This window comes from Paenibacillus tyrphae, assembly GCF_024158745.1.
GTDB lineage: Bacteria > Bacillota > Bacilli > Paenibacillales > NBRC-103111 > Paenibacillus_G > Paenibacillus_G tyrfis_A.
In genome coordinates, this window is record NZ_JAMZAW010000019.1 from 35,542 (window position 1) to 54,510 (window position 18,969).

18 protein-coding genes are annotated in these 18,969 nt (G+C 54.7%); 4 read left to right on the plus strand and 14 right to left on the minus strand.

The features are described from left to right. The first annotated feature begins 1 nt into the window (after position 1). Complete coding sequence (locus NI000_RS25450; RefSeq protein ID WP_253414181.1) at positions 2 to 964, plus strand: ABC transporter permease; 963 nt, start codon at positions 2 to 4, stop codon at positions 962 to 964. A gap of 586 nt (positions 965 to 1,550) precedes the next feature. Here the strand turns inward: NI000_RS25450 and NI000_RS25455 are convergent. Next, positions 1,551 to 2,021: an ATP-binding protein gene (locus NI000_RS25455; RefSeq protein ID WP_253414182.1), complete on the minus strand. Its 471-nt coding sequence runs from the start codon at positions 2,019 to 2,021 to the stop codon at positions 1,551 to 1,553. Next, entirely contained in the window at positions 2,018 to 2,353 is a 336-nt protein-coding gene (locus tag NI000_RS25460; RefSeq protein ID WP_253414183.1) for an STAS domain-containing protein, read from the minus strand. Before NI000_RS25460 ends, NI000_RS25455 begins: the two co-directional genes overlap by 4 nt. A 167-nt stretch (positions 2,354 to 2,520) precedes the next feature. Here NI000_RS25460 and NI000_RS25465 point away from each other — a divergent pair, with 167 nt between their 5' ends. Then, positions 2,521 to 2,679 carry a hypothetical protein gene (locus NI000_RS25465; protein ID WP_193394407.1) on the plus strand — a complete coding sequence of 53 codons (159 nt, stop codon included), beginning with the start codon at positions 2,521 to 2,523 and terminating at the stop codon, positions 2,677 to 2,679. 61 nt (positions 2,680 to 2,740) lie between these two features. Here NI000_RS25465 and NI000_RS25470 read toward each other — a convergent pair whose 3' ends face one another. The 9 genes from NI000_RS25470 to NI000_RS25510 all read right to left on the minus strand — a co-directional run bounded on the left by NI000_RS25470 (position 2,741) and on the right by NI000_RS25510 (position 13,925). Then, positions 2,741 to 3,427 carry a hypothetical protein gene (locus NI000_RS25470; RefSeq protein WP_253414184.1) on the minus strand — a complete coding sequence of 229 codons (687 nt, stop codon included), beginning with the start codon at positions 3,425 to 3,427 and terminating at the stop codon, positions 2,741 to 2,743. 177 nt (positions 3,428 to 3,604) lie between these two features. Further along, complete coding sequence (locus tag NI000_RS25475; RefSeq protein WP_253414185.1) at positions 3,605 to 4,192, minus strand: hypothetical protein; 588 nt, start codon at positions 4,190 to 4,192, stop codon at positions 3,605 to 3,607. 54 nt (positions 4,193 to 4,246) lie between these two features. Next, positions 4,247 to 4,588 carry a general stress protein gene (locus tag NI000_RS25480; RefSeq protein ID WP_253414186.1) on the minus strand — a complete coding sequence of 114 codons (342 nt, stop codon included), beginning with the start codon at positions 4,586 to 4,588 and terminating at the stop codon, positions 4,247 to 4,249. A gap of 39 nt (positions 4,589 to 4,627) precedes the next feature. Further along, complete coding sequence (locus tag NI000_RS25485; RefSeq protein WP_375541003.1) at positions 4,628 to 5,806, minus strand: glucose-1-phosphate adenylyltransferase; 1,179 nt, start codon at positions 5,804 to 5,806, stop codon at positions 4,628 to 4,630. Between the two features lie 240 nt (positions 5,807 to 6,046). Further along, positions 6,047 to 6,571, minus strand: coding sequence for a hypothetical protein (locus NI000_RS25490; RefSeq protein ID WP_253414188.1), 525 nt, complete (start codon positions 6,569 to 6,571; stop codon positions 6,047 to 6,049). A 352-nt stretch (positions 6,572 to 6,923) separates the two neighbouring features. Next, complete coding sequence (locus NI000_RS25495) at positions 6,924 to 8,120, minus strand: ATP-binding protein (protein ID WP_253414189.1); 1,197 nt, start codon at positions 8,118 to 8,120, stop codon at positions 6,924 to 6,926. A gap of 12 nt (positions 8,121 to 8,132) precedes the next feature. Beyond that, on the minus strand, positions 8,133 to 9,053 hold the full coding sequence (locus NI000_RS25500) for a CheR family methyltransferase (protein WP_253414190.1): 921 nt from the start codon (positions 9,051 to 9,053) through the stop codon (positions 8,133 to 8,135). After that, positions 9,050 to 12,694 carry a response regulator gene (locus tag NI000_RS25505; protein ID WP_446030837.1) on the minus strand — a complete coding sequence of 1,215 codons (3,645 nt, stop codon included), beginning with the start codon at positions 12,692 to 12,694 and terminating at the stop codon, positions 9,050 to 9,052. Before NI000_RS25505 ends, NI000_RS25500 begins: the two co-directional genes overlap by 4 nt. A 73-nt stretch (positions 12,695 to 12,767) precedes the next feature. Next, the gene (locus NI000_RS25510) at positions 12,768 to 13,925 is read right to left on the minus strand and encodes a PP2C family protein-serine/threonine phosphatase (RefSeq protein ID WP_253414192.1); all 1,158 of its coding nucleotides are present in this window, start codon (positions 13,923 to 13,925) and stop codon (positions 12,768 to 12,770) included. A 258-nt stretch (positions 13,926 to 14,183) separates the two neighbouring features. On the opposite strand from NI000_RS25510, the gene NI000_RS25515 reads away from it, so the two are divergent. Further along, a complete protein-coding gene (locus NI000_RS25515; RefSeq protein ID WP_253414193.1) occupies positions 14,184 to 14,630 on the plus strand; it encodes a general stress protein in 447 nt (148 codons plus the stop codon). 117 nt (positions 14,631 to 14,747) lie between these two features. Here the strand turns inward: NI000_RS25515 and NI000_RS25520 are convergent, their stop codons facing one another. Genes NI000_RS25520 through NI000_RS25530 form a run of 3 tightly spaced genes read right to left on the minus strand, consistent with a single transcriptional unit; the run spans position 14,748 to position 17,579 of the window. Then, positions 14,748 to 15,665 carry a polyprenyl synthetase family protein gene (locus NI000_RS25520; RefSeq protein WP_253414194.1) on the minus strand — a complete coding sequence of 306 codons (918 nt, stop codon included), beginning with the start codon at positions 15,663 to 15,665 and terminating at the stop codon, positions 14,748 to 14,750. 34 nt (positions 15,666 to 15,699) lie between these two features. Beyond that, complete coding sequence (locus tag NI000_RS25525) at positions 15,700 to 16,326, minus strand: response regulator transcription factor (RefSeq protein ID WP_253414195.1); 627 nt, start codon at positions 16,324 to 16,326, stop codon at positions 15,700 to 15,702. Then, positions 16,323 to 17,579, minus strand: coding sequence for a sensor histidine kinase (locus NI000_RS25530; protein ID WP_253414196.1), 1,257 nt, complete (start codon positions 17,577 to 17,579; stop codon positions 16,323 to 16,325). Before NI000_RS25530 ends, NI000_RS25525 begins: the two co-directional genes overlap by 4 nt. A gap of 1,151 nt (positions 17,580 to 18,730) precedes the next feature. Between NI000_RS25530 and NI000_RS25535 the strand changes: the two genes are divergently transcribed. After that, complete coding sequence (locus NI000_RS25535; protein ID WP_253414197.1) at positions 18,731 to 18,931, plus strand: hypothetical protein; 201 nt, start codon at positions 18,731 to 18,733, stop codon at positions 18,929 to 18,931. Positions 18,932 to 18,969 lie beyond the last annotated feature (38 nt).

Consider the following 18,969-nt stretch of genomic DNA (forward strand, 5'->3'; position numbering starts at 1 on the left):
GATGGATGCGCTTCGCATTCTCGGCGAGTTAATCCATACGACGCTCGTCTTCTCGACCGCGCTTATTTTTACGGCCATGGGCGGCATCTTCTCCGAACGCTCCGGGGTCGTCAACATCGGCCTGGAGGGCCTGATGATCTCCGGCGCATTCGCCTCCGCCGTCGCGGCCTGGTACGCCGAGCAGGCGGGCTTCGCGGACGGCGCGCCTTGGATCGGCCTCTTGGCGGCCATCCTGATCAGCATGCTCGTCTCGCTCATTCACGCGGTCGCCTCGATCACCTTCAAAGCCGATCAAGTCGTCAGCGGCGTCGTCATTAACTTTCTGGCCGCCGGATTTACGGTCTATCTCGTCAAAATTTTGTTCGCAGGCTCCGGACAGACGGAAACGCTGAACGCCGTGTTTCACAATGTCGCCATTCCCGGACTGGCGTCCGTTCCACTGCTTGGCTACGGCGTATTCACCGCTTACCCGACGACGTATTTGGCCTTGGCTGCCGTCGCTCTAGGCTGGTACGTGCTGTTCAAAACCCCGTTCGGGCTGCGCCTGCGCGCGGTCGGCGAGCATCCGGGAGCCGCGGACACGCTCGGTGTGAACGTTACCCGCATGCGATATATCGGGGTGCTGCTGAGCGGCGCGTTAGGCGGGCTCGGCGGCGCGACGATCACGCTCACGACGACGAGCAACTTCTCGCACAACACGATTTCGGGGCAGGGCTTCATTGCGCTGGCCGCGATGATTTTCGGCAAATGGCATCCGTACGGCGCCTTGGGAGCGGCGATCTTCTTCGGCTTCGCGCAAGCGATCCGAAACTTTGTGCAGCTGTTCCCGGTCTCCCAAGCAATTCCGATGGAGTTTATCTACATGCTCCCCTACATTCTTACGATTCTGGTGCTGACGGGTGCCGTCGGCCGCGCCTATCCCCCCGCGTCGCTCGGTGAGCCGTACGACCCGGGCAAGCGTTAAGCGAGGCAGCAAAAAGCCGCATTCCCTGCGCTGCGATCGTTGCTGCGATCCGCACAGCCGGGATGCGGCTTTCCAATTAAGACTGCATTCCATGCAGGCAGAGTGTTGAGAAAGTGGTCAAACAGGATTATAGAGGTTACGATGGGGTAGGGTATCCACTTCCGACCGCTGTTGTCATCGGGAAATTTGATTAGAAGCCGCTTAGTAGCGGACATTTCCCGAAGACAAAGGCGGCCGCTATCGCTTCTCCAGTGGATACCCCACCTCCGTATGCTTCTCTATTTGGGTCAAAATCCTCTTTCTCAACAGCCTGACTGCATCTCATGCAGGCAGAGTATTGAGAAACCCTAGAAGTAGAAAATCTCAGACAAATAGAGGTGGGGTATATCCCGTAAGAGTTTACGTACGCCTTTGAAACCCGTGAAAATACCGCAAATTCTAATCAAGTTCACGGGTTTCAAGAGCGGCTGGAGGGATATACCTCACCGGCATATGCAGAGAATTTTATACGCGAAGCGGGTTTCTCAACAAGCTCATTGCATTCCATGGAGCCTGGGAATGTCCGCTCCATGATCGGAAAGCCCGTTCACCCGGCCGCAAGCCGCTTGATCAGGACGATAGCTTCCGACGCACCTTCGCCCTCGCCTCCGGGCTCCAACCGAAGCTCATCCACCAATGCCTGCAGCAAATACAGGCCGATCGGCGAGTCTTCGAGACGCTCCAAGGCCTCCACCCCCTCCTGCGGCAGCTTCACGGGACGCAGCGCTTCCCCGAACGTAACATCCGGCGAATCCGTTCCAATCCGGATCTGGAGCTCCGTCTCCCTCAGCGTGAACACCAGCCGCAGCATCGGCAGCTGTTCTCTGTCGCCGGCTTGCAGGATCGCATAATTGCACGCTTCGGTTACCGCTACCTTCAAGTCCTCGATCGCTTCGTACGACAACCCTACCCGGACGGCCACGCCGTACAGCGCCAAACGGACCGTGACCAGATCGTCCGCCCGGAGCGGCACACACAAGACAACGGTTTTCGAGCCGGCCTCCGTTTGCCCCTTCATAGTCCGCCCCCTTCAATCGTCAGGTAACGGGACAACCCAGTCATGTCGAACAGCCGCCGGATTTTGGCCGGCACTTCCTGTACGGCAAACGACGCCTCCTCCGGCTGCCGTTTCTTAAGGACGGAGACGAAAATCCCGATCCCCGTGCTGTCAATGTAAGTCAACTCCCGCAAGTTCAGCTTGAGCGGCACCGTCCGCTGACCCGCCAGCGGCTCCACGACGGAACGGAATTGCTCAGCCGTGCTCAAATCAAGCTCGCCGGATAAGAACAACACGTTCGCTTCCGGCGTATTCAGCACTTTGACATGGAACTTCTGCGCGTCTCTGTCCATCCGCTTTTACCTCCCCCTGAATCAATTATTATTTGTAGAATAGCAGATTTTAGGAAGTTTTTCACGGCACTCCGCGGAGAAGCCTGCTGATTCACCGAAAAGCTGCGGGGGTAATCATCACTAACGAGGCGCCCGATAATTTCAGCTCAGACAAGGAGTGATTGAAGATGGATCCTATGAAAAGCGTGGACATCGAGAAGAAAAGCGTCGAGAAACGGATGGATTCCGGTATGGTCGCTTCCACCTTCATCAAATACGCGGCTTACGTGGTCATCTTTTTCGGCTTTCTCTATTTCCTGGTCCGTTACGTGCTGCCCATGCTCTAATCCGCTGCGTCACGACACGCGCACCGGCTCCGCCGCGTGCGCTTTTTTGCGGTATCGGCGTCTATCTTGTCCGTTCCTCCCAGATGATGTTGATGGAAGCGGTCCCTCCGGCGGAAAAATTGAATTTAATCCCGTAGCTGTCGCCCGGTTTGATGACAATTGCCGAAGCAAAGTCGAAAATATTCGTGGTATTGGCCGAAAAAGATCTCGTGGCCATAACAGTCCCGCCGGTAAGATCGATTCCTGAACCACCGGCCGATCTAAAGGTCGTGGTTGTCGAATTGCTAAAATTGCTGTTTAAGTTATAGATCGTGTTCGTCGTAAGAGTTCCGGCTATCGTTCCGTTGCGAATATCCCGTTGGTTCGTTACATTGTTTAACGTTGCCAGCGTCACCAAGGAAATAGCCAAATCGACGGAGGAGCCGGCCGGATTGGTCAACACGGCAACGATATTCTGGTTATTGCCGGCAGTTAAAAAATCGGTCGTCGAGCCGAATACCTTGCCGGTAATCGTCGTAATCGAACGCAAATCGTTAATGTTCGAAACGTTGACCGGAACGCTGGAGCTATTGACAATGGTGGCCTGAAGCGGATTCTTTGAGTTACTGAAAATAGAATTATTTAAAAATGACGCCACCATCTCCGGTTCGCCGACTCCCACCAGATCCCGAAGCATATTTAGTTCCTGCTGCCGTAAGTCAGCCTCCTGTTGTTTCAGATGGAGCAGCTGTTTTACCAAATCCTTCATGTAGAAACTCCTCTTTCCATAGTAAGATGGGAGAAGAAATTGAGGACGCAAGAGCGATTTTGGTGCTTTCTAAATTTATTCCGTCAGGTCAAGTTTTCATGCATGAAGAACAAATAAAGGTCGGAAAAAATCCGACCTTTACCCCTATCGTTTTTCAGTTGTATCGTATCCTCCGGGTCAATCGGTTGCCGTATGGAAATAATGAACGGACAGCAGCTTCCCGGTGCGCTCGTCCAAGAACAGCTTGAGCGCCCGCTGGCCCCGCTTGTAGACGATCCCGTCCTCGCCCGTCCAATCCGGCGTGCCAAGCGTCTGGCGCAGCGTGTCCGCCTTCATCTCCAGCATCTTGCCGTCAATCTCGATCGTGCCCGCCTGAACGGGAACCATGACGTATTGGACAAACTGATCATACAGGCCGATCCGGCAATCATCGTATACGAAGATGCGCTCGTCCTTGAACAGAGGATCGGTTTCCTCGGCATTCGGCTTGCCTTTCATTTCGTAAAGCGTTTTCAGATCGTCCGTAACCGCGATACCGTTGACCCGCTCCAGCGGCCATTTGACCGGCTCTCCGATCTCGGCTCCGGTTCCGGATTCTTCATAGACAGCGGTATTTACGGTGAGCGTCTGTTCCGTTGCCGCCAGCGCAGACGGATAAGAAAGCTTGTCCAATGCCGCAGGCGAATCTTCGGCGGAGCTCCAGGAAGCCCCGGTCAGTCCGATTGCAGCCGCGCCGATCAACCACCATTTGCTTAACCGTTTCATTGGAATCACCTCTCCCGTGTTGTGTCAGACAACGGATCGAGTTCAGACGTTTATTTATTGATGTAAAATGACATTCTCATCTACGGCAATGACAAGGCGTCCGCTTGCCATCTCCTTCTCGTAGTATTCGACCGCCGACATGGACAGCCCGAGAGACAGCAGCTTTTCCCGCAGCGCCATGCCCTCGCATTTGTACAGCGGCGCTACCGTATGCGCCATCGTTTCTCCCACGAACCCGATCCGGCTTGTATACTTGGGCTTAAACATCTCCTCCGTCCGCACGTTCTCATGAGCCAAAATTTGAATCTGATCCACGCCGCGGCCAGCCGATTGAAAATCGCGGACCGCCTGCTTCACTTCCTGCTCGCCCTTGGCTACTACGATCGAATGATACATCGGAAACGCCTCCTTCAGTCGATAGTATGATCAAGCTTCTTACCGGACGTGCTCCAGCTGAAGCTGCCCGATCGGCATGTACACTTTCGGCTTTTTGCCGCTTTGCTTCATGACCATTTCCGCATCGCCGATGACGGCGATCGAGGACTTCGACAAGCTTCCGACGGTGGCCCCGTCCATCAGGACCGCGCCTTCTCCGATGATCGCGTTGCGGGCGAATACGCCCCGTCCGATATGCGCATTCGGCATCACGATGCAGTTGCGGAGCACGCTGCCCCGCCCGACATACACGTCGTGCGAGATGACCGAGCGTTCCACTTGGCCGAAAATATGGCTGTTGCCGGCGACCAGCGAATACGTGACGCGGGCCGAAGGATCGACGTAGGAATGTCCTGCTACGCAAGCGGGCGTATGCATCGGCCAAGCGGCTTCGCTGCAGCGGAATCGCGGCTGCTCGCCGATCAGATCCATATGCGCTTCCCACAAGCTCTCTACGGTTCCGACATCGCGCCAATAGCCTTCGTACGAGTAGGCGTACAGCTTGCCGCCGGAGCGCAGCATGGCCGGTATGACGTCTTTGCCGAAGTCCCGGGAGGACTGCGGATCGCGCGCGTCGCCGTCCAGCATCCGTTTCAAATAAGACCATTTGAATATATAGATGCCCATCGAGGCGAGATTGCTTTTCGGCTGGGCCGGCTTTTCCGCAAATTCAACGACCCGCCCTTGGCTGTCCGTTCGCATAATGCCGAAGCGGCGGGCTTCCTCCCATGCGACCGGCGTTACCGCAATCGTCGCATCGGCCCTGCTGTCCTCATGCTGCTTCAGCATCCGCCGATAATCCATCCGATATATATGATCGCCCGACAAGATCAGCACGTGCTCCGGTTCGTGCCGCCGGATGAACGCTTGATTCTTGTACACCGCATCCGCCGTACCTGCATATTCGCTGTCCTGCGGCGGCAGCAGGGTTACACCGTCCGCTGCGTTCGACCAGAGCGCCCCGCTGCCGATGTGTTCATGCAGGGATGCGGCTTGATATTGGGTCACGACACCAACCGAGCGGATCCCCGAATTTTTGCAATTGCTCAAGCCAAAATCGATGATCCGGTAAGCACCGCCGAAATGAACCGCCGGTTTCGCTTTGGATGCGGTCAACACGCCCAACCGACGGCCTTCCCCGCCGGCAAGCAGCAAAGCTACACATGCTTGGGAATTCATCATTTCACCTGCACCTCTCTGTTGGTCTAGTGTTTCGTCGCTTTCGTTCGATACCTATGATTAACCAGGCGCCCGGTCTATGAAACATAAACTGGCAGCTTTCATAGCAAGAACCGGTCGTTTTTCCGGGTGGGTTGAACGGATCGTTTGATAACCTATAAAGCGGTACCAATATGAAAGAGACGCCCCTATAAAAGGAACGTCTCCTCCTGCACGACGCAGGTATTTTGGCGGTGCCCGTTACCGAAGCGATTGCCTTACACTCACATAATCCGGATCGATTACCTCGCGCTGGCTTAAAGGACGGCAGGCGCAGGTACAGCAGTAACAATAACACATTGTGGCTCCATAAGGTCCGACTTTGAAGCTGTAACGTTTGCCTTTGGGTATAAACATCCAGTCGCCGGCATTCAGTTCGATGCCGTCATAAATAATGGATCCGGATATGATAAACCGCACTCCGTTGTCAGGATGGGAATGCTCGCCGACGCTAGCACCTCGCTCGGCAGACGTAATAAAAAATTGCCCGCACTCCATAGAGAAGGGGAGCTGCCATTTTGTGAATCCTTCTGGCATCTGATCGACAGCGAGTAGATTGCACGCCTTCACAACGTCGGCATCGCGAGATGTCAAAATACGCGAGTCCAAATCGAGACCGACTTGAGCCAATGCTTCCTTAATCCGATCAAGGCCCTCATCAAACGGAATGTGATTTGGCTCGAAATCGTCCGCCGCTCCCGGTTTATTTTGGGGTTCGTTGTTCATTACTGTTCCTCCTTCTTGGTATTCGATCGTAACCATGACGATTGAAATTTTTCTATATATAGTATTTTCATCCAAATATTCCATTATACATTGTGAGAAGAAATGAACAAAACGGAGAAATGGTCATGTAGAGGGAACGAACCCGGACCTGAGAGGTGTTCCGAAGCGCTAAGTTTAGGAAGGATTAAGGTGAATGAAGCGGATAGGCGAAGTTTAGAAGGAATGTTCTAACGGCACCAGAAAAAGAAAGGAAGAAGTACTCTGCACGATCTGCGCATAGGGCTTGCCGTATCGGCCCGGTCCAACGCGAAATCGGCCCGTGTTCCGTTCTCTTCCTCCTTCTTCCGCTGCCTTACTGGATAGCGCTCATGCAGTCGTATTCGACGCAGCCCTTGACACGGATGGAGAAAAGAAACTCCGCCCCCCGGCGGCTTCCCGGCGCAAGCGCGATGCGGCCGCCCATGAGCTGCACGAGATTTTTGCAGATCGCCAGCCCCAGCCCTGTCCCCCCGTATTTGCGGGTTAAAGACGAGTCCACCTGCGTGAACGGCTGGAACAGCATGCCTCGCTTTTCCTCCGGGATGCCGATACCCGTGTCGGAGACGCGGAACTCCAGCTCCAGTTGCTCTTCCGAGCGGCTTAGCACCGCGACCGAGACGTGCACGCCGCCCTGCTCGGTGAATTTGACGGCGTTGCCGACCAGGTTGATCAAAACCTGCCGCAGCCGCGATTCGTCGCCGATGATGCATTCGGGGATCGCCGGATCGACATCGTACGTAAGCTCCAGCGACTTGCTGCGGCTTTCGGCCTGGAATACCTCGTACGTTTCGATCAGGCTCGTTCTCAGGTTCAGCGGCTCTTCTTTGATCTCCATCTTGCCGGACTCGATCTTGGACAAGTCCAAAATATCGTTAATGACATAGAGCAGCGCGGCGCCGCTGCGACGAATCGTATCAACGTACTCGCGCTGCTCGGCGTTCAGATCCGTCTCCACGAGCAGATCGGCCATGGCGATGACCCCGTTCAGCGGGGTCCGGATTTCGTGGCTCATCATCGCCAAAAAGTTCGCTTTGGCCATGGCCGCCTGCTCGGCCGCTTCCTTCGCCCGCTGCAGCTCCCGGGTCCGCTCGTTCAGCAGCTCGGTTTGCTGCTGCAGCTTTTTTTGCGCCAAATAGATGCTGACGAACCCTTCGATCTTCGACTTCAGCGTGCGCGGCACGAACGGCTTCACGATATAATCGATCGCGCCGACGGAATATGCCGTGAACGCCTGGTCCTGCTCGTCCGGGGCCGCGGTGACGAAGATGATCGGCACCGCCCGCGTTTTTTCACGGGATTTGATCCACTGGGCCGTCTCGAACCCGTCCATCCCCGGCATGTGCACATCGAGTACGATGACGGCGAATTCGTGCCTGAGCAGACAACGCAGCGCCTCCTCCCCGGAGGTCGCCTTCTCCAGAATATAGTTCTGGTCCTCCAGCACCGCCTCAAGCGCAAGCAGGTTCTCCGGCTGATCGTCCACCAGCAAGATGCGGATCGGCACATCCATACAAACCCCACCTCATTTGATCTTGCGAAATATTTTCTCCTGCGGATCCAGCGTTTCGTAATGCACCGCATGCTTCGTAAACGTGATCGACTCCTTATGCCCCAAGACGAGAATCCCCTGCGGGCATAAGCTTTCGTAGAACAGTTCGTGCGCATGGTTTTGCAGGATCGAATCGAAATAAATCATGACATTACGGCAAAAGATGACGTGAAACTCGTTAAACGACCGGTCCGTCACCAGATTATGCTGCGCAAAAACGATCCGCTCCCGTAAAAAAGGATGAAACACGGCCACGTTCCCCGATGCGCCGTAATACCCCGAGAAGGCGTCCTTACCGCCCGCGTGCATGTAATTTTTAGTATACTCCTGCATTTTCTTGAGCGGGTAAGCAGCACGCTCCGCCACATGCAGCACCTCTTCGTTAATGTCGGTCGCATAGATGCGCGCCCGGTCGTACAACCCTTCCTCATACAGCAAAATGGCGGTGGAGTATACTTCCTCCCCCGTCGAGCAGCCCGCATGCCAGATGCGGAAGGACGGCAGCTCCCGCAGCAGCGGCACGACCCGCTCCCGAAACGCCGCAAACAGGCTCGGGTCCCGGTACATCTCGGTCACGTGAATGACCAGATCGTCCACCAGACGCTCCGCGCAGCTCCGGTCGTGCAGCACCCGCTCCTGCAGGCCGGATACGCTGAGCAGCCGCTCCGCGTAGATGCGGTGCCAGATGCGCCGGCGGACCGACGGATACGCGTAATTGCGAAAGTCGAAGCCGTACAGCCGATACAGCCCCTCCAGCAGCAAAGCGATCTCGATGCGTTCCCGTTCCTCCTCTTCCCAGGTGCCCCTGCCTCCGTCCGCCTCCGAATAGACGGAGCCGAGCTTGCGCAGCGCCCTCAAGTCACCGGACTTGTGATCATACAATCGGCCGCTCATCTGTACAACCACACCCGCATAAGCGAGAGAAGCTGCTCGGTATGAACCGGCTTGGTAATATAATCGGAGGCTCCGGCTTGAATGCATTTCTCACGGTCGTCCTTCATCGCCTTGGCCGTCAGGGCGATAATCGGCAGCCGGTCGAATCGCTCATCGCCGCGGATGGCGCGCATCGCTTCGTAGCCGTCCATCTCCGGCATCATGATGTCCATCAGCACGAGATCGAAGTCCGGCTCCCGGTCCAGCGAATCGAGCGCCTGCCTGCCGGTTTCGGCGAACGCTACCTGCATGCCGAGGCCTTCGAGCAAATTGGATAGTGCGAACACGTTGCGGATGTCGTCGTCGACGAGCAGCACCTTCTTGTCTTTGAATACCGTTTCGATGCTGTGCAGCTTCTGAAGCACCTGCTGCTTCTCTTCCGGCAGGTTCTCCTCGACGCGGTGCAGGAACAGCGACGTCTCGTCAAGCAGCCGCTCCGGCGACTTTACATCCTTGATGATGATCGATTCCGCATATTTCTTCAAGCGCAGCTGCTCTTTCTTGTCCAGCGTCTTGCCGGTATAAATTACAATCGGCAGCCGCCGCAGCTCTTCGTCCGCTTTGATCCGATCGAGCAGCTCGTAGACGGATGGCTCCGTCATTCCGTAATCGAGCACCATGCAGTCGAACGGCTGCGCCGCCAGCACCGCCAGCGCCTCCTCGCCGCCCGCTACGGCCGTAATTCGGACGTCGTCATGAGCGATCAGGTTAACTAAATTGTCGCGCTGCTCCTCGTCCGGCTCTACAATGAGCAGATTGCGCAGGTCGCGGTTCAGGAACGATAAAATGTGCGTAAACGCCTGCTCCAAATGCTCTTTGCCCGACGGCTTGCGCAGCCAGGCGATCGCTCCCAGCGACAGCCCTTGATGGACCTCGTCCACGACGGAAATGACATGAACGGGAATATGGCGAGTAAAAGCGTCATTCTTGAGCTGCACGAGCACGGACCAGCCGTCCATGACCGGCAGCTGGATATCCAGCAGGATCGCATCCGGCTGGAGGGTCTTGGCGAGCCGAAGCCCCTTATCCCCCTGCAGCGCGACGACCGCTTTGAAGCCCCGGCTCCGCGCCATGTCCAGCAAAATCGCGGCAAAATGCGCATCGTCCTCGATAATCAGCAGCACCCGGTCGCCTTCCGCAATGCTGTCGCGGTCGTCCGCGAAGGCGGTCGCCGGCATTGCGCCGCTTTCGGCCGCTTGTGCGAGCGCCAGCGGCGAAGGCTGCGGCCACATGTCCGGGGCCGCAGCGGAGGGCGGCATGGCGGCTGGCGCCGCTTCGGCCGCGCCGGACGCCAGCCGCGCAACGTGCGGCAAATACAGCGTGAAGCGGCTGCCGCGGCCCTCCTCGCTCTCCAGCTCGATCGTTCCGCCGAGCAGCGAAGCCAGCTGCCGGCTGATCGAGAGGCCGAGCCCGGTTCCGCCGTACTTGCGGCTCGTCGTTCCGTCCGCCTGCTGGAACGCCTCGAAGATCAGCTGCTGCTTGTCGGGAGAAATCCCGATGCCCGTATCCTCGACCTCGAAGGCGACCATCGGTCTCGGCTCCGAGAGCTGCCGAATGGCGAGGCGAACGCTCCCGGAGTGCGTGAACTTGAAGGCGTTGGACAGCAAATTTTTCAAAATTTGCTTCAGCCGCCCGCTGTCCGTTTGTATCTGTCCCGGCGTCTCGCCGCCAAAATCCACGTCGAAGGATAGCCCTTTGGACCGGGCCAGCGGCCCGAACGCTTTTCTCATCGATTCGGCCGTCTCCTGCAAGCAGACCGTCTCCTCATGCAGCTCCATCCGGCCGGATTCGACCTTGGCCAAATCGAGCACATCGTCAATCAGCTTAAGCAAGTCGCAGCCGGACGAGTAGATCGTCTCGGCGTACTCCACCTGCTTGCCCGTCAAGTTGCGCTCCTTGTTCTCCTTCAGCAGTTGGGAAAGAATCAGCAAGCTGTTGAGCGGCGTCCGCAGCTCGTGCGACATGTTCGCCAGAAATTCCGACTTGTACCTGGAAGCCAGCGCCAGCTCCAGCGTCTGCTTTTCCAGCTTCTCCTTGGCCAGCTCGATCTGACGATTGATCTCTTCCGTCTCCCGGACCTGCTCTTCCAGCTCCGCGGTCTTGCGGACCAGAGCGTCGTTGCTCTGCTCCAGCTCCTCCTGCTGCCGCTGCAGCTGCTCCTCCGAAGCCCGCAGCGCCCGCGTCTGCTCCTCCAGCTTCTCGTTGGAAGCCTTGAGCTCATCCTGCTGGGACAGCAGCTCCTCCGACTGGGTCTGCAATTCGTCGGTCAGCGCCTGATGAATTCGCAGCAGCTCCTCGATCCTCAGACGTCCCATCAACATGTTAAGCGTCACGCCCAGGTTCTCGCTCGTTTGCTTGATCAGCTTCTGCTCCAGCTCCGAGAACGTCTTCAGCGACACCAGCTCGAACACCGCGATCACTTCGTCGTCGTACTCGACCGGCTGTACCGTCAGCGTCAGCGGCTCCAGCTCGCCGAAGGCGGAGCGGATCGCGCCGTATTGTCCGGCGACGCCCTCCACCGTGATCGGCTTGCCGTCCTTCGCGCACTGGCCGACGAGCCCTTCTCCGAGCGGGAGCCCGTCAGCGGCCGTGCTTTCCGATCGGGCGTACGTGCCGGCAAGCACCAGCTTGCTGCCCGACGCCGTCTGCTTCAGCACATAGAGCGCCCCGTCCTGCGCGCCGACGATCCGGGCCAGCTCGCCGATGAACGTTTGCGCCATCTCCTCGACCTTCCGCGAATCCTCCAGCATCGCATACATATGCGCAATCTGGGTTTGCAGCCACAGCGTGTCTTCATTCACTTTATGCAGCGCCCGCTCGCTCGCCGTCGCCTGCTCCAGATCGTCCGCCAACCGGTTGAACACACCCGCAAGCCTGCCGAATTCATCACTAGACGTAATAGGCACACGGTAAGCAGCGTCCCCCCAATTCCCGCTCGCAAAATTCGTAAGCATCGCCGAAAGAATGTTCAGGCCCCGGGTAAACCCTAACACGATCCACAGCACAATCGCCACGCTCAGCAGCAAGCCGACCAACGTCAGCAGCCCGGTATACGTCAACGTCTGTTGGTTGTCATTCAGCGCCTGCGTGATAGCCGCATCCATCGCTTCATTGTGAAAATTCGTCAAATTGCCCATGCTGCTTGTAAAATTATCCTGCAGCTCAATCCCCACGTTCGTGCGAAGCGCGTTGGCCTCCGCTTGTTTGCCGCTTTGGTTCAGACGGACGACCTGGTCCTTAAAGTCCAAGAAGCGTTTGCCGTGCAGCAGAACTTCGTCTGCCAGCTCCCGTTCCTTCCCTTCCTTGGAAAAGTTGTCAATCTGCTGAAGGCCTTGCATGACCTTGCCGCTGATCGTCTTGACGGCTTCGGCATTCTTCTTGTCGCTGTCGCCCGAGTCGATCAACAGCAAATTCACGATGCCCTTGGCCAGCTCCGCCGCGTCGTTGCGCACCTGCGTACTGATTCGCACCTTCTGGTACCGATTCTCATAAATTTCCTTAATACTGGAATCCGTGCCTGTCAGCCGGTTCATGCCGACGCCCGCCAAAGCAAAAATCAGCACCAGCAGGATGCCGAATCCCATAAACAGCTTCGTCTTCATCTTCATCCGTTCATTCTCTCTCCCGTCCCTTTCTATCTCTCTTGTAGGATCTATAAGGCGTAGCCGACGCCATCTACGTAGCAGTGATCAACACCATGCAAATATCGTCGCTCTGCGCCTCTCTCACATCCTGCGGCAGCAGGGTCTCCACAAGGCATTCGGGGCTGGGCGCCTGATGAATGCAGCTTTGCAGACGCAGTGCCAGCAGATCCGACTCCGCCGCGTCCTCCGGGTAAGCGTCCGGCAGCGGCAGCGCCTCCAGCAACCCATCCGTATACAAGGCGATGCGAATCGGCTGCTCATAGGTGAAGATGCTCTTCGTAATCTCCATCTGATCGAAGAAGCCGACGGCGCAGCTCCCCTGATGGAGCGCCACCGGCGCTTTTCCCTCTTCAAAAAGAAACCCGGGCGGATGGCCCGCGTTCACGTATTCGATCGTCTTGGTCCGGGTATCGATCAGCAAATAAATCGCCGTGAAATAATAGCTGACCGACGGATTTTTATGATTAAGCTGGTTCATGTACCGGTTCAGCTCCGTCACGACGAACTCCGGCGAGACGAAGCGCGTGATCGTGTCCTGCATGACCGAGGAAATGAACATGCATACCAGCGAAGACGAAATCCCGTGGCCCATAATGTCCAGGATGATGACGCCGTGCCGGTCCTCGTCAATCCGGTACCATGCGTAAAAATCACCCGCCAGCTCGAACGACGGGTAATACGCGGCGCTGATTTCCAGCCGGTCCTTCTTCAGGGGCGGGCTGAGTACGCTGCCCTGCACTTGTCTGGCCAGCTCCAGCTCCTCGCGGATACGGGCATCGTTCTCCTTGTGCCAATCCTTCTCGTATTTGAGGCGCAGCGCCGAACGAATCCGCGCGATCAGCTCGATTTTGTTCACCGGCTTCATCACGTAATCCATCGCCCCGGCCTCCATCGCCTCCGCCAGCTTGTTGGAATCGCCGAGCGCCGTCACGATAATCACCGGGATATCCTTCAAGCGCTCATCCTGCTGAATACGGCGGCATGCTTCGATCCCGTCCATCTCCGGCATCATCATATCCATCAGGATCAAGTCGACCGGCACCTTGCCCCCGTCCGCATACTCGGTGAGCCGCTGCATCATTTCCACCGCCGAAGCGGCTTTCCAGAACGAATCGTATCCTGCGCTTTTCAATATTTTCTCGATCACAATGAGATTGACCGGGTTGTCGTCCACGATGGCAATGTTCATACCTTGTTCGTCTCTCCCTTGTCCGTGTGCATCCTTTGACCCCGAGGGCAAAGGTCCGTTCTTACCATTATAGCTTTTTTTTAAGCTTAATTAACCGAAAACGGAACGTATGAATCAGCCCGAGGATTGTTTCGCCACGGAAAATCCGGGTTAATGAAGCATAAGCCGGACCGATCCGGACGGCTGGCCAACTCCATGGCAGACATGCCCGGCGAAGTCCGAACGCATGATCTGAACCGATTCGAGGAGGGACGACTCATGAGAACAAAAGTGAAACTGGTCGAAGGTGAAGAGTACGCCATCCGCGCCATTCGGGGCTTTCGTGAGGAAGGCCATTCCCTAAATGAAATTTATGTGCTGGCGCATGACGACGACCGGACCGAAGGGCTCAGCCGCTTGACCGATACGAATACGATCGGTGTGATGGAGGAAGGGATGGCGACCGCTTTCGCCAACCTGTTCCGCTCCCGCGGCGATCAGCTCCGGGCGAAGATGGAATCGCTCGGCATCTCCGCGCTGGAGGCGGAGCGGTACGAGAAGGAGCTGGACAAGGGGCGCATCATGGTGCTCGTCTGGTACGAGGACGATACCCGTACCTTCGCGCGGACGGACGAAGATCTCGCCCGCCGCCGCGAGCACCCCGAGGACGTCGCGATTCCCCCGATGGGCGGCGTATACATGTCGGGTCCGAGCGGTAACGTGTAGAGCGCTTGTCGGTTGACACGAGACGGGCCTCTTCGCCCAAACCAAAAAGCACCTTGATCCTTTTGCGGGTCTCAAGGTGCTTCTTTATCTTTTTTAGCGGGTGAATAGGTCAGGCCGCTAGGCAAAAGCGGCATACGTGAGCTCCCGGAACTTTTCTTTCCATGGGGACGGGACCTGGAGATCGGTCCATAGCTCCTCTGCTTTTTGAACGCATACGGATTGCACGATCTTGGTATATTCGATGCAGCCGGAATCCACGATCAGCCGCATATACTGCTCCTTATCGTGCACAAGAGCGTCCGCGGTGATTTTCCCTTCGTAATACTCCTTCACCGGGCGAAACGCTTCGCTATCTACATTAAGCATATACAGCACAGGCAGCGTCCGCTTGCGAAGCAGCAAATCGCTCTTCACGTCGAATTGGGCGATGTCCTTCAGATCGTTCTGGATCTGGTGAATCATCCCGACGCAATCCGCCAGATCGTCGATCCGCTCCATCGTCTCTTCACTGCAATCCGTCAGACAGTATCCCATCAGACAAGCGAACCGGAACAAGGACCCGGACTTCTCCTGAATCATTGCTAGATAATCATCGACCTCGGATACCACCTGATTCGTGACGTCCTTATGCTGTCCGCTGACCGATCGGGACAGCAGCTTGCTGAGCTCATAAAGCGAACGCCCCTTCACTCCGCATTGGCCGAGCTCTCCGATGAATCCCGTCAGCAGGACGAGCACCGCATTTAACGCCACCGCCGGCGGACACTGCATCCATGGCTTGCTCCCGTGGTCCTGATCCTGCAGGTCGTCGACGATATCGAAGCAGAGAAGAATCAATTCCGTCGCCGCGGCCAACCGGTCGATATGCGGCGAAGCTCCTCCCAGCATCTCATGGGTGCATCGCGTGATGCTCGACCACGATCCTTGTTCCTGCGCCTTCTCCTCGATGAACGCTTTGAGCAAAGCATTGAGATCCTCCGCGCCCACATGATCGTCTACCATCCGGTACATATGCTCTACTGTGTCCCGATCCAATCCGCCCGTCCCCCTAGTTGTCCTTATCGAATGTCTACGTATAATGCCTGCTCTTAATAAATTTCTCCATCGCTTCCATTCTCGACTTCGCGCCCAGCTTGTCGTAGATTCGGCGCAGGTAATTATCGACAGTACGCTTGCTCATATGAATATGATCGGCAATCTGATCGTGCGTGGCCCCTTTGACGACCATGCCCATCATCATCACTTCTTCATCGTTCAAGTCTTCATATGAAGGCGAACCGCTCAATTGAATCTGGTGATACAGCGACAGCGGCAGCATCGTATGGTTGTCCAGAATGCAGTTCACCATGTTCTTGATCGTTCTGATGCTGGATTCCTTCGAAAGCACGCCGCTAACCTTCAGCTCGATGAGGCGATTCATCGCCCCCGTCAAGTCGTGACCGGTAAAAATCACAATATGAATGTGCGGATATTCCTTCTTGATTTGCGCTGCGACATCGGTCCCCGACAGATCGGGAAGCTGGTAATCCAGAAAAACGAGCCCAGGCTGGTGCTTCTTGATCTGCTCCAGGCCTTCCTCGGCGCTGCTAGCAATGCCGACGACTTCAATGCAATCCGTTTCCTCCAATAATTCCTTCGTTGCGTGGGCAACGAGAGGATGATCATCGATCACGAGAGCTTTGACCGTTTCGTTCATACGGACATCACCTCCCGGACCGGAATCGTAATAAAGAACTTCACACCGGCGCCTTGCCGTGAATCGCACTCCAGCTTCCCGTTCAAATGCAAGATACGACCTCTCATTTGCTCCACTCCCATCCCAGATGCTCCAATCTCCATGCGAGGTACTTGCGTGCTGTCAAACCCGACGCCGTCGTCTTCATAAGTCAGGCAGAACCTGTGATCCTTCACTGTCATGGCAAAAGATACTTTCGAAGCCTGCGAATGCTTCTTCGCATTGTTAAGCAGCTCTTGTATAATGCGGAAAATATGCCTTTTCGTCGTCAAATCCTTCAACTCGATCGAAGAGGCGCCCTCTTCCTTGAACTCGATCTCAAACGGCGTATGGTATGCTTCTTTGTCCAGATACGTCCGCACGGTTTCGATCAGCCCGATCTCCTTCAGCAGGAACGGGTTCAATTCGAAGCAGCTTTGCCGCAGGCTGTTGTTGATCATTTCTACGAAATTGATAATGTTGTTCAAATGCTCCTTATCTTCCTTGTTCATCGCGTACTTGTCCAACAGCGACACGAATCGCCGCTTGAGGAAAAACAGATCCTGCATCGTCGTATCGTGAAGATCCGCGGCAATCCGGAGCCGTTCTTCTTCCTGCAGCTCGAACATGATTTTGCGGAACCATTGAATGTCCTGCGCCGATTGCTCGTCGGGCAATTGCGCCGCCAGCAGCTGCATCTTCGCCGTCAGCTTGCGGATCAAGTGGACGTTCTCCAGACTGACCTCCAGGTAGGAAGTAATCAAGTGAAGCCATTGAACCTCTTCCTTGCCCAGCAAGGTGTTCGCTTTGTTGCTCGTAATGACGAGGTAGCTGGCGTATTCTTCATGACGAGTAATCTCGATACAGGTATATATCGGATGGTGGGACCAGGTCGATGAGCGGATCATCTCCTTGACCTCCGCCGTATCGATCTCGCCTTCGTCGATGATCTCGGTGTCGTTCTCGTACTGGAACACGATCGCGCCGCCCCTTACCTGGAGCGTCTTAACGATGTCCACGAGGACTATTTCTTTCAGATCGCGGAAGCTGGAGATGGCTCCCAGACTCTTGGAAATCTTCTTGAGCGCCGTCTGAAGCACATACTTCCTAGGAAACAGGAACCGTTCCAGCCGAGTTGTGAAGTATTCGGCCGAGTACATGACCGTGGCCAGCATGATGACGGAGCCGGTAAAGATGAATAACACTTCCCTCTTATCCACCAAGTCTTGGAACAAAAACGCATAGCTTCCTGCAAATATACCGGACGGAATAATGGCAAGCAATACGGCAAACCCAATACGTCGCAGTACTAAGCCAATGTCGTATAACTGATTTGAAGCAATCAGGTACGCGAATGAGATCGGAAAAAGCAAAATAAACCAGCTTGTGTACACGGCATTAATAATTCGCTCTCCAGTAATGATTTTAGGAATAAATGTGAGGCAAATTGCCGGTAAAAAAGATAAGAGCAATGAGATCCATACACTTCTCACGATACTGGACAAGTAGGATTTTTCTTTGCGAATTTTGAAGTAAAGGAACGTCAAAATAATGATGTTGAATATAAATCCTATAATGAAAAAATACAAGGTGACTGTAGCATTATAACGGTGGATCATCCATGCCGTTGGAGGGTAAAGCGTAAAAAGTCTTATACCGAACCCTATCAAAATAACCGCATATAAATATTTTAATATCCCGGCTGGCAGTTGTATATTTCCTTTTTCCTTGAAAAAAACCACCAAAAAATGAAAAAAAATAAAGGGCAGCCCCATCATAAGACTTGTAATTATAATTTTCCCGACAACATCTCCTCTAACAGAAGCTCCTTGACTCATATAGATGATTCCACAGGTTAGAAAAACAGCAGCGAGTACCTGCGCTGATGAGGAGTGACGCATTTTCATAAACAACAAGCCAGCCATAAACAAGCAAACCAATTCTTCTAACAGGGGAACTATGTCGAAGCTTAGCTCGCTTCGGGAATTAACTGTGATCTTTTTCTCAAGTCCATCTTTTAATATAACTAATTCACGAGCCTGCTCTATAGTTCTCCACTTGTAAACCATTGGATTCTCATTTGGAGATTTACCGTCAATTTGTTTGATAATATCTCCTACTTTTAGATCAAGTTTAATACCAGCACTATCATTATCTATCTCCTTGATTACCAATTGATTCTGTTGATCTAATTTCACATAAATCCCAATATAAGGATACTTGAAAGTGATGTAAGAACACCAAGCCTGTATGACGACAAAAACCGACACAAATAACAAAATTGCAATTTTTTTTGTCATAAAATTCTCCCTAAGTGCTTACTTTTATTAAACTTTGTTGATATACTGTATCTAGTAAAATCGTCTCATAAAAGGGGATATTCTACATGCTAACCATTCGAGTAACGCCGCAACTACATCATGCCGTTCACATGTTGAAAGGTGTCGATTTGTGTAAAAATGTAAACCCTACCTTAAAAAGCTTATTTTTATCTGACCCTGAGACTCTTGCAGTTACTGAAACCTTTGGTCAATCGACAAAAACTAAGGTGAGACAACCAAAAGAACCGCTTTCTGAATGGGGTTAACCTCTAGTATTATTTTACCAAATCAATAAGAGATTGTA

Excerpts from the sequence above, each read along its gene's own strand:
- NI000_RS25450 (WP_253414181.1), top strand. The coding sequence starts at position 2 with ATGGATGCGCTTCGCATTCTCGGCGAGTTAATCCATACGACGCTCGTC.
- NI000_RS25495 (WP_253414189.1), bottom strand. The coding sequence starts at position 8,120 with ATGGATGTGCCGATCCGCATCTTGCTGGTGGACGATCAGCCGGAGAAC.
- NI000_RS25505 (WP_446030837.1), bottom strand. The coding sequence starts at position 12,694 with ATGAAGACGAAGCTGTTTATGGGATTCGGCATCCTGCTGGTGCTGATT.
- NI000_RS25515 (WP_253414193.1), top strand. The coding sequence starts at position 14,184 with ATGAGAACAAAAGTGAAACTGGTCGAAGGTGAAGAGTACGCCATCCGC.
- NI000_RS25485 (WP_375541003.1), bottom strand. The coding sequence starts at position 5,806 with ATGAATTCCCAAGCATGTGTAGCTTTGCTGCTTGCCGGCGGGGAAGGC.
- NI000_RS25525 (WP_253414195.1), bottom strand. The coding sequence starts at position 16,326 with ATGAACGAAACGGTCAAAGCTCTCGTGATCGATGATCATCCTCTCGTT.
- NI000_RS25535 (WP_253414197.1), top strand. The coding sequence starts at position 18,731 with ATGCTAACCATTCGAGTAACGCCGCAACTACATCATGCCGTTCACATG.
- NI000_RS25465 (WP_193394407.1), top strand. The coding sequence starts at position 2,521 with ATGGATCCTATGAAAAGCGTGGACATCGAGAAGAAAAGCGTCGAGAAA.
- NI000_RS25510 (WP_253414192.1), bottom strand. The coding sequence starts at position 13,925 with ATGAACATTGCCATCGTGGACGACAACCCGGTCAATCTCATTGTGATC.
- NI000_RS25460 (WP_253414183.1), bottom strand. The coding sequence starts at position 2,353 with ATGGACAGAGACGCGCAGAAGTTCCATGTCAAAGTGCTGAATACGCCG.
- NI000_RS25500 (WP_253414190.1), bottom strand. The coding sequence starts at position 9,053 with ATGAGCGGCCGATTGTATGATCACAAGTCCGGTGACTTGAGGGCGCTG.
- NI000_RS25455 (WP_253414182.1), bottom strand. The coding sequence starts at position 2,021 with ATGAAGGGGCAAACGGAGGCCGGCTCGAAAACCGTTGTCTTGTGTGTG.
- NI000_RS25475 (WP_253414185.1), bottom strand. The coding sequence starts at position 4,192 with ATGAAACGGTTAAGCAAATGGTGGTTGATCGGCGCGGCTGCAATCGGA.
- NI000_RS25480 (WP_253414186.1), bottom strand. The coding sequence starts at position 4,588 with ATGTATCATTCGATCGTAGTAGCCAAGGGCGAGCAGGAAGTGAAGCAG.
- NI000_RS25470 (WP_253414184.1), bottom strand. The coding sequence starts at position 3,427 with ATGAAGGATTTGGTAAAACAGCTGCTCCATCTGAAACAACAGGAGGCT.
- NI000_RS25490 (WP_253414188.1), bottom strand. The coding sequence starts at position 6,571 with ATGAACAACGAACCCCAAAATAAACCGGGAGCGGCGGACGATTTCGAG.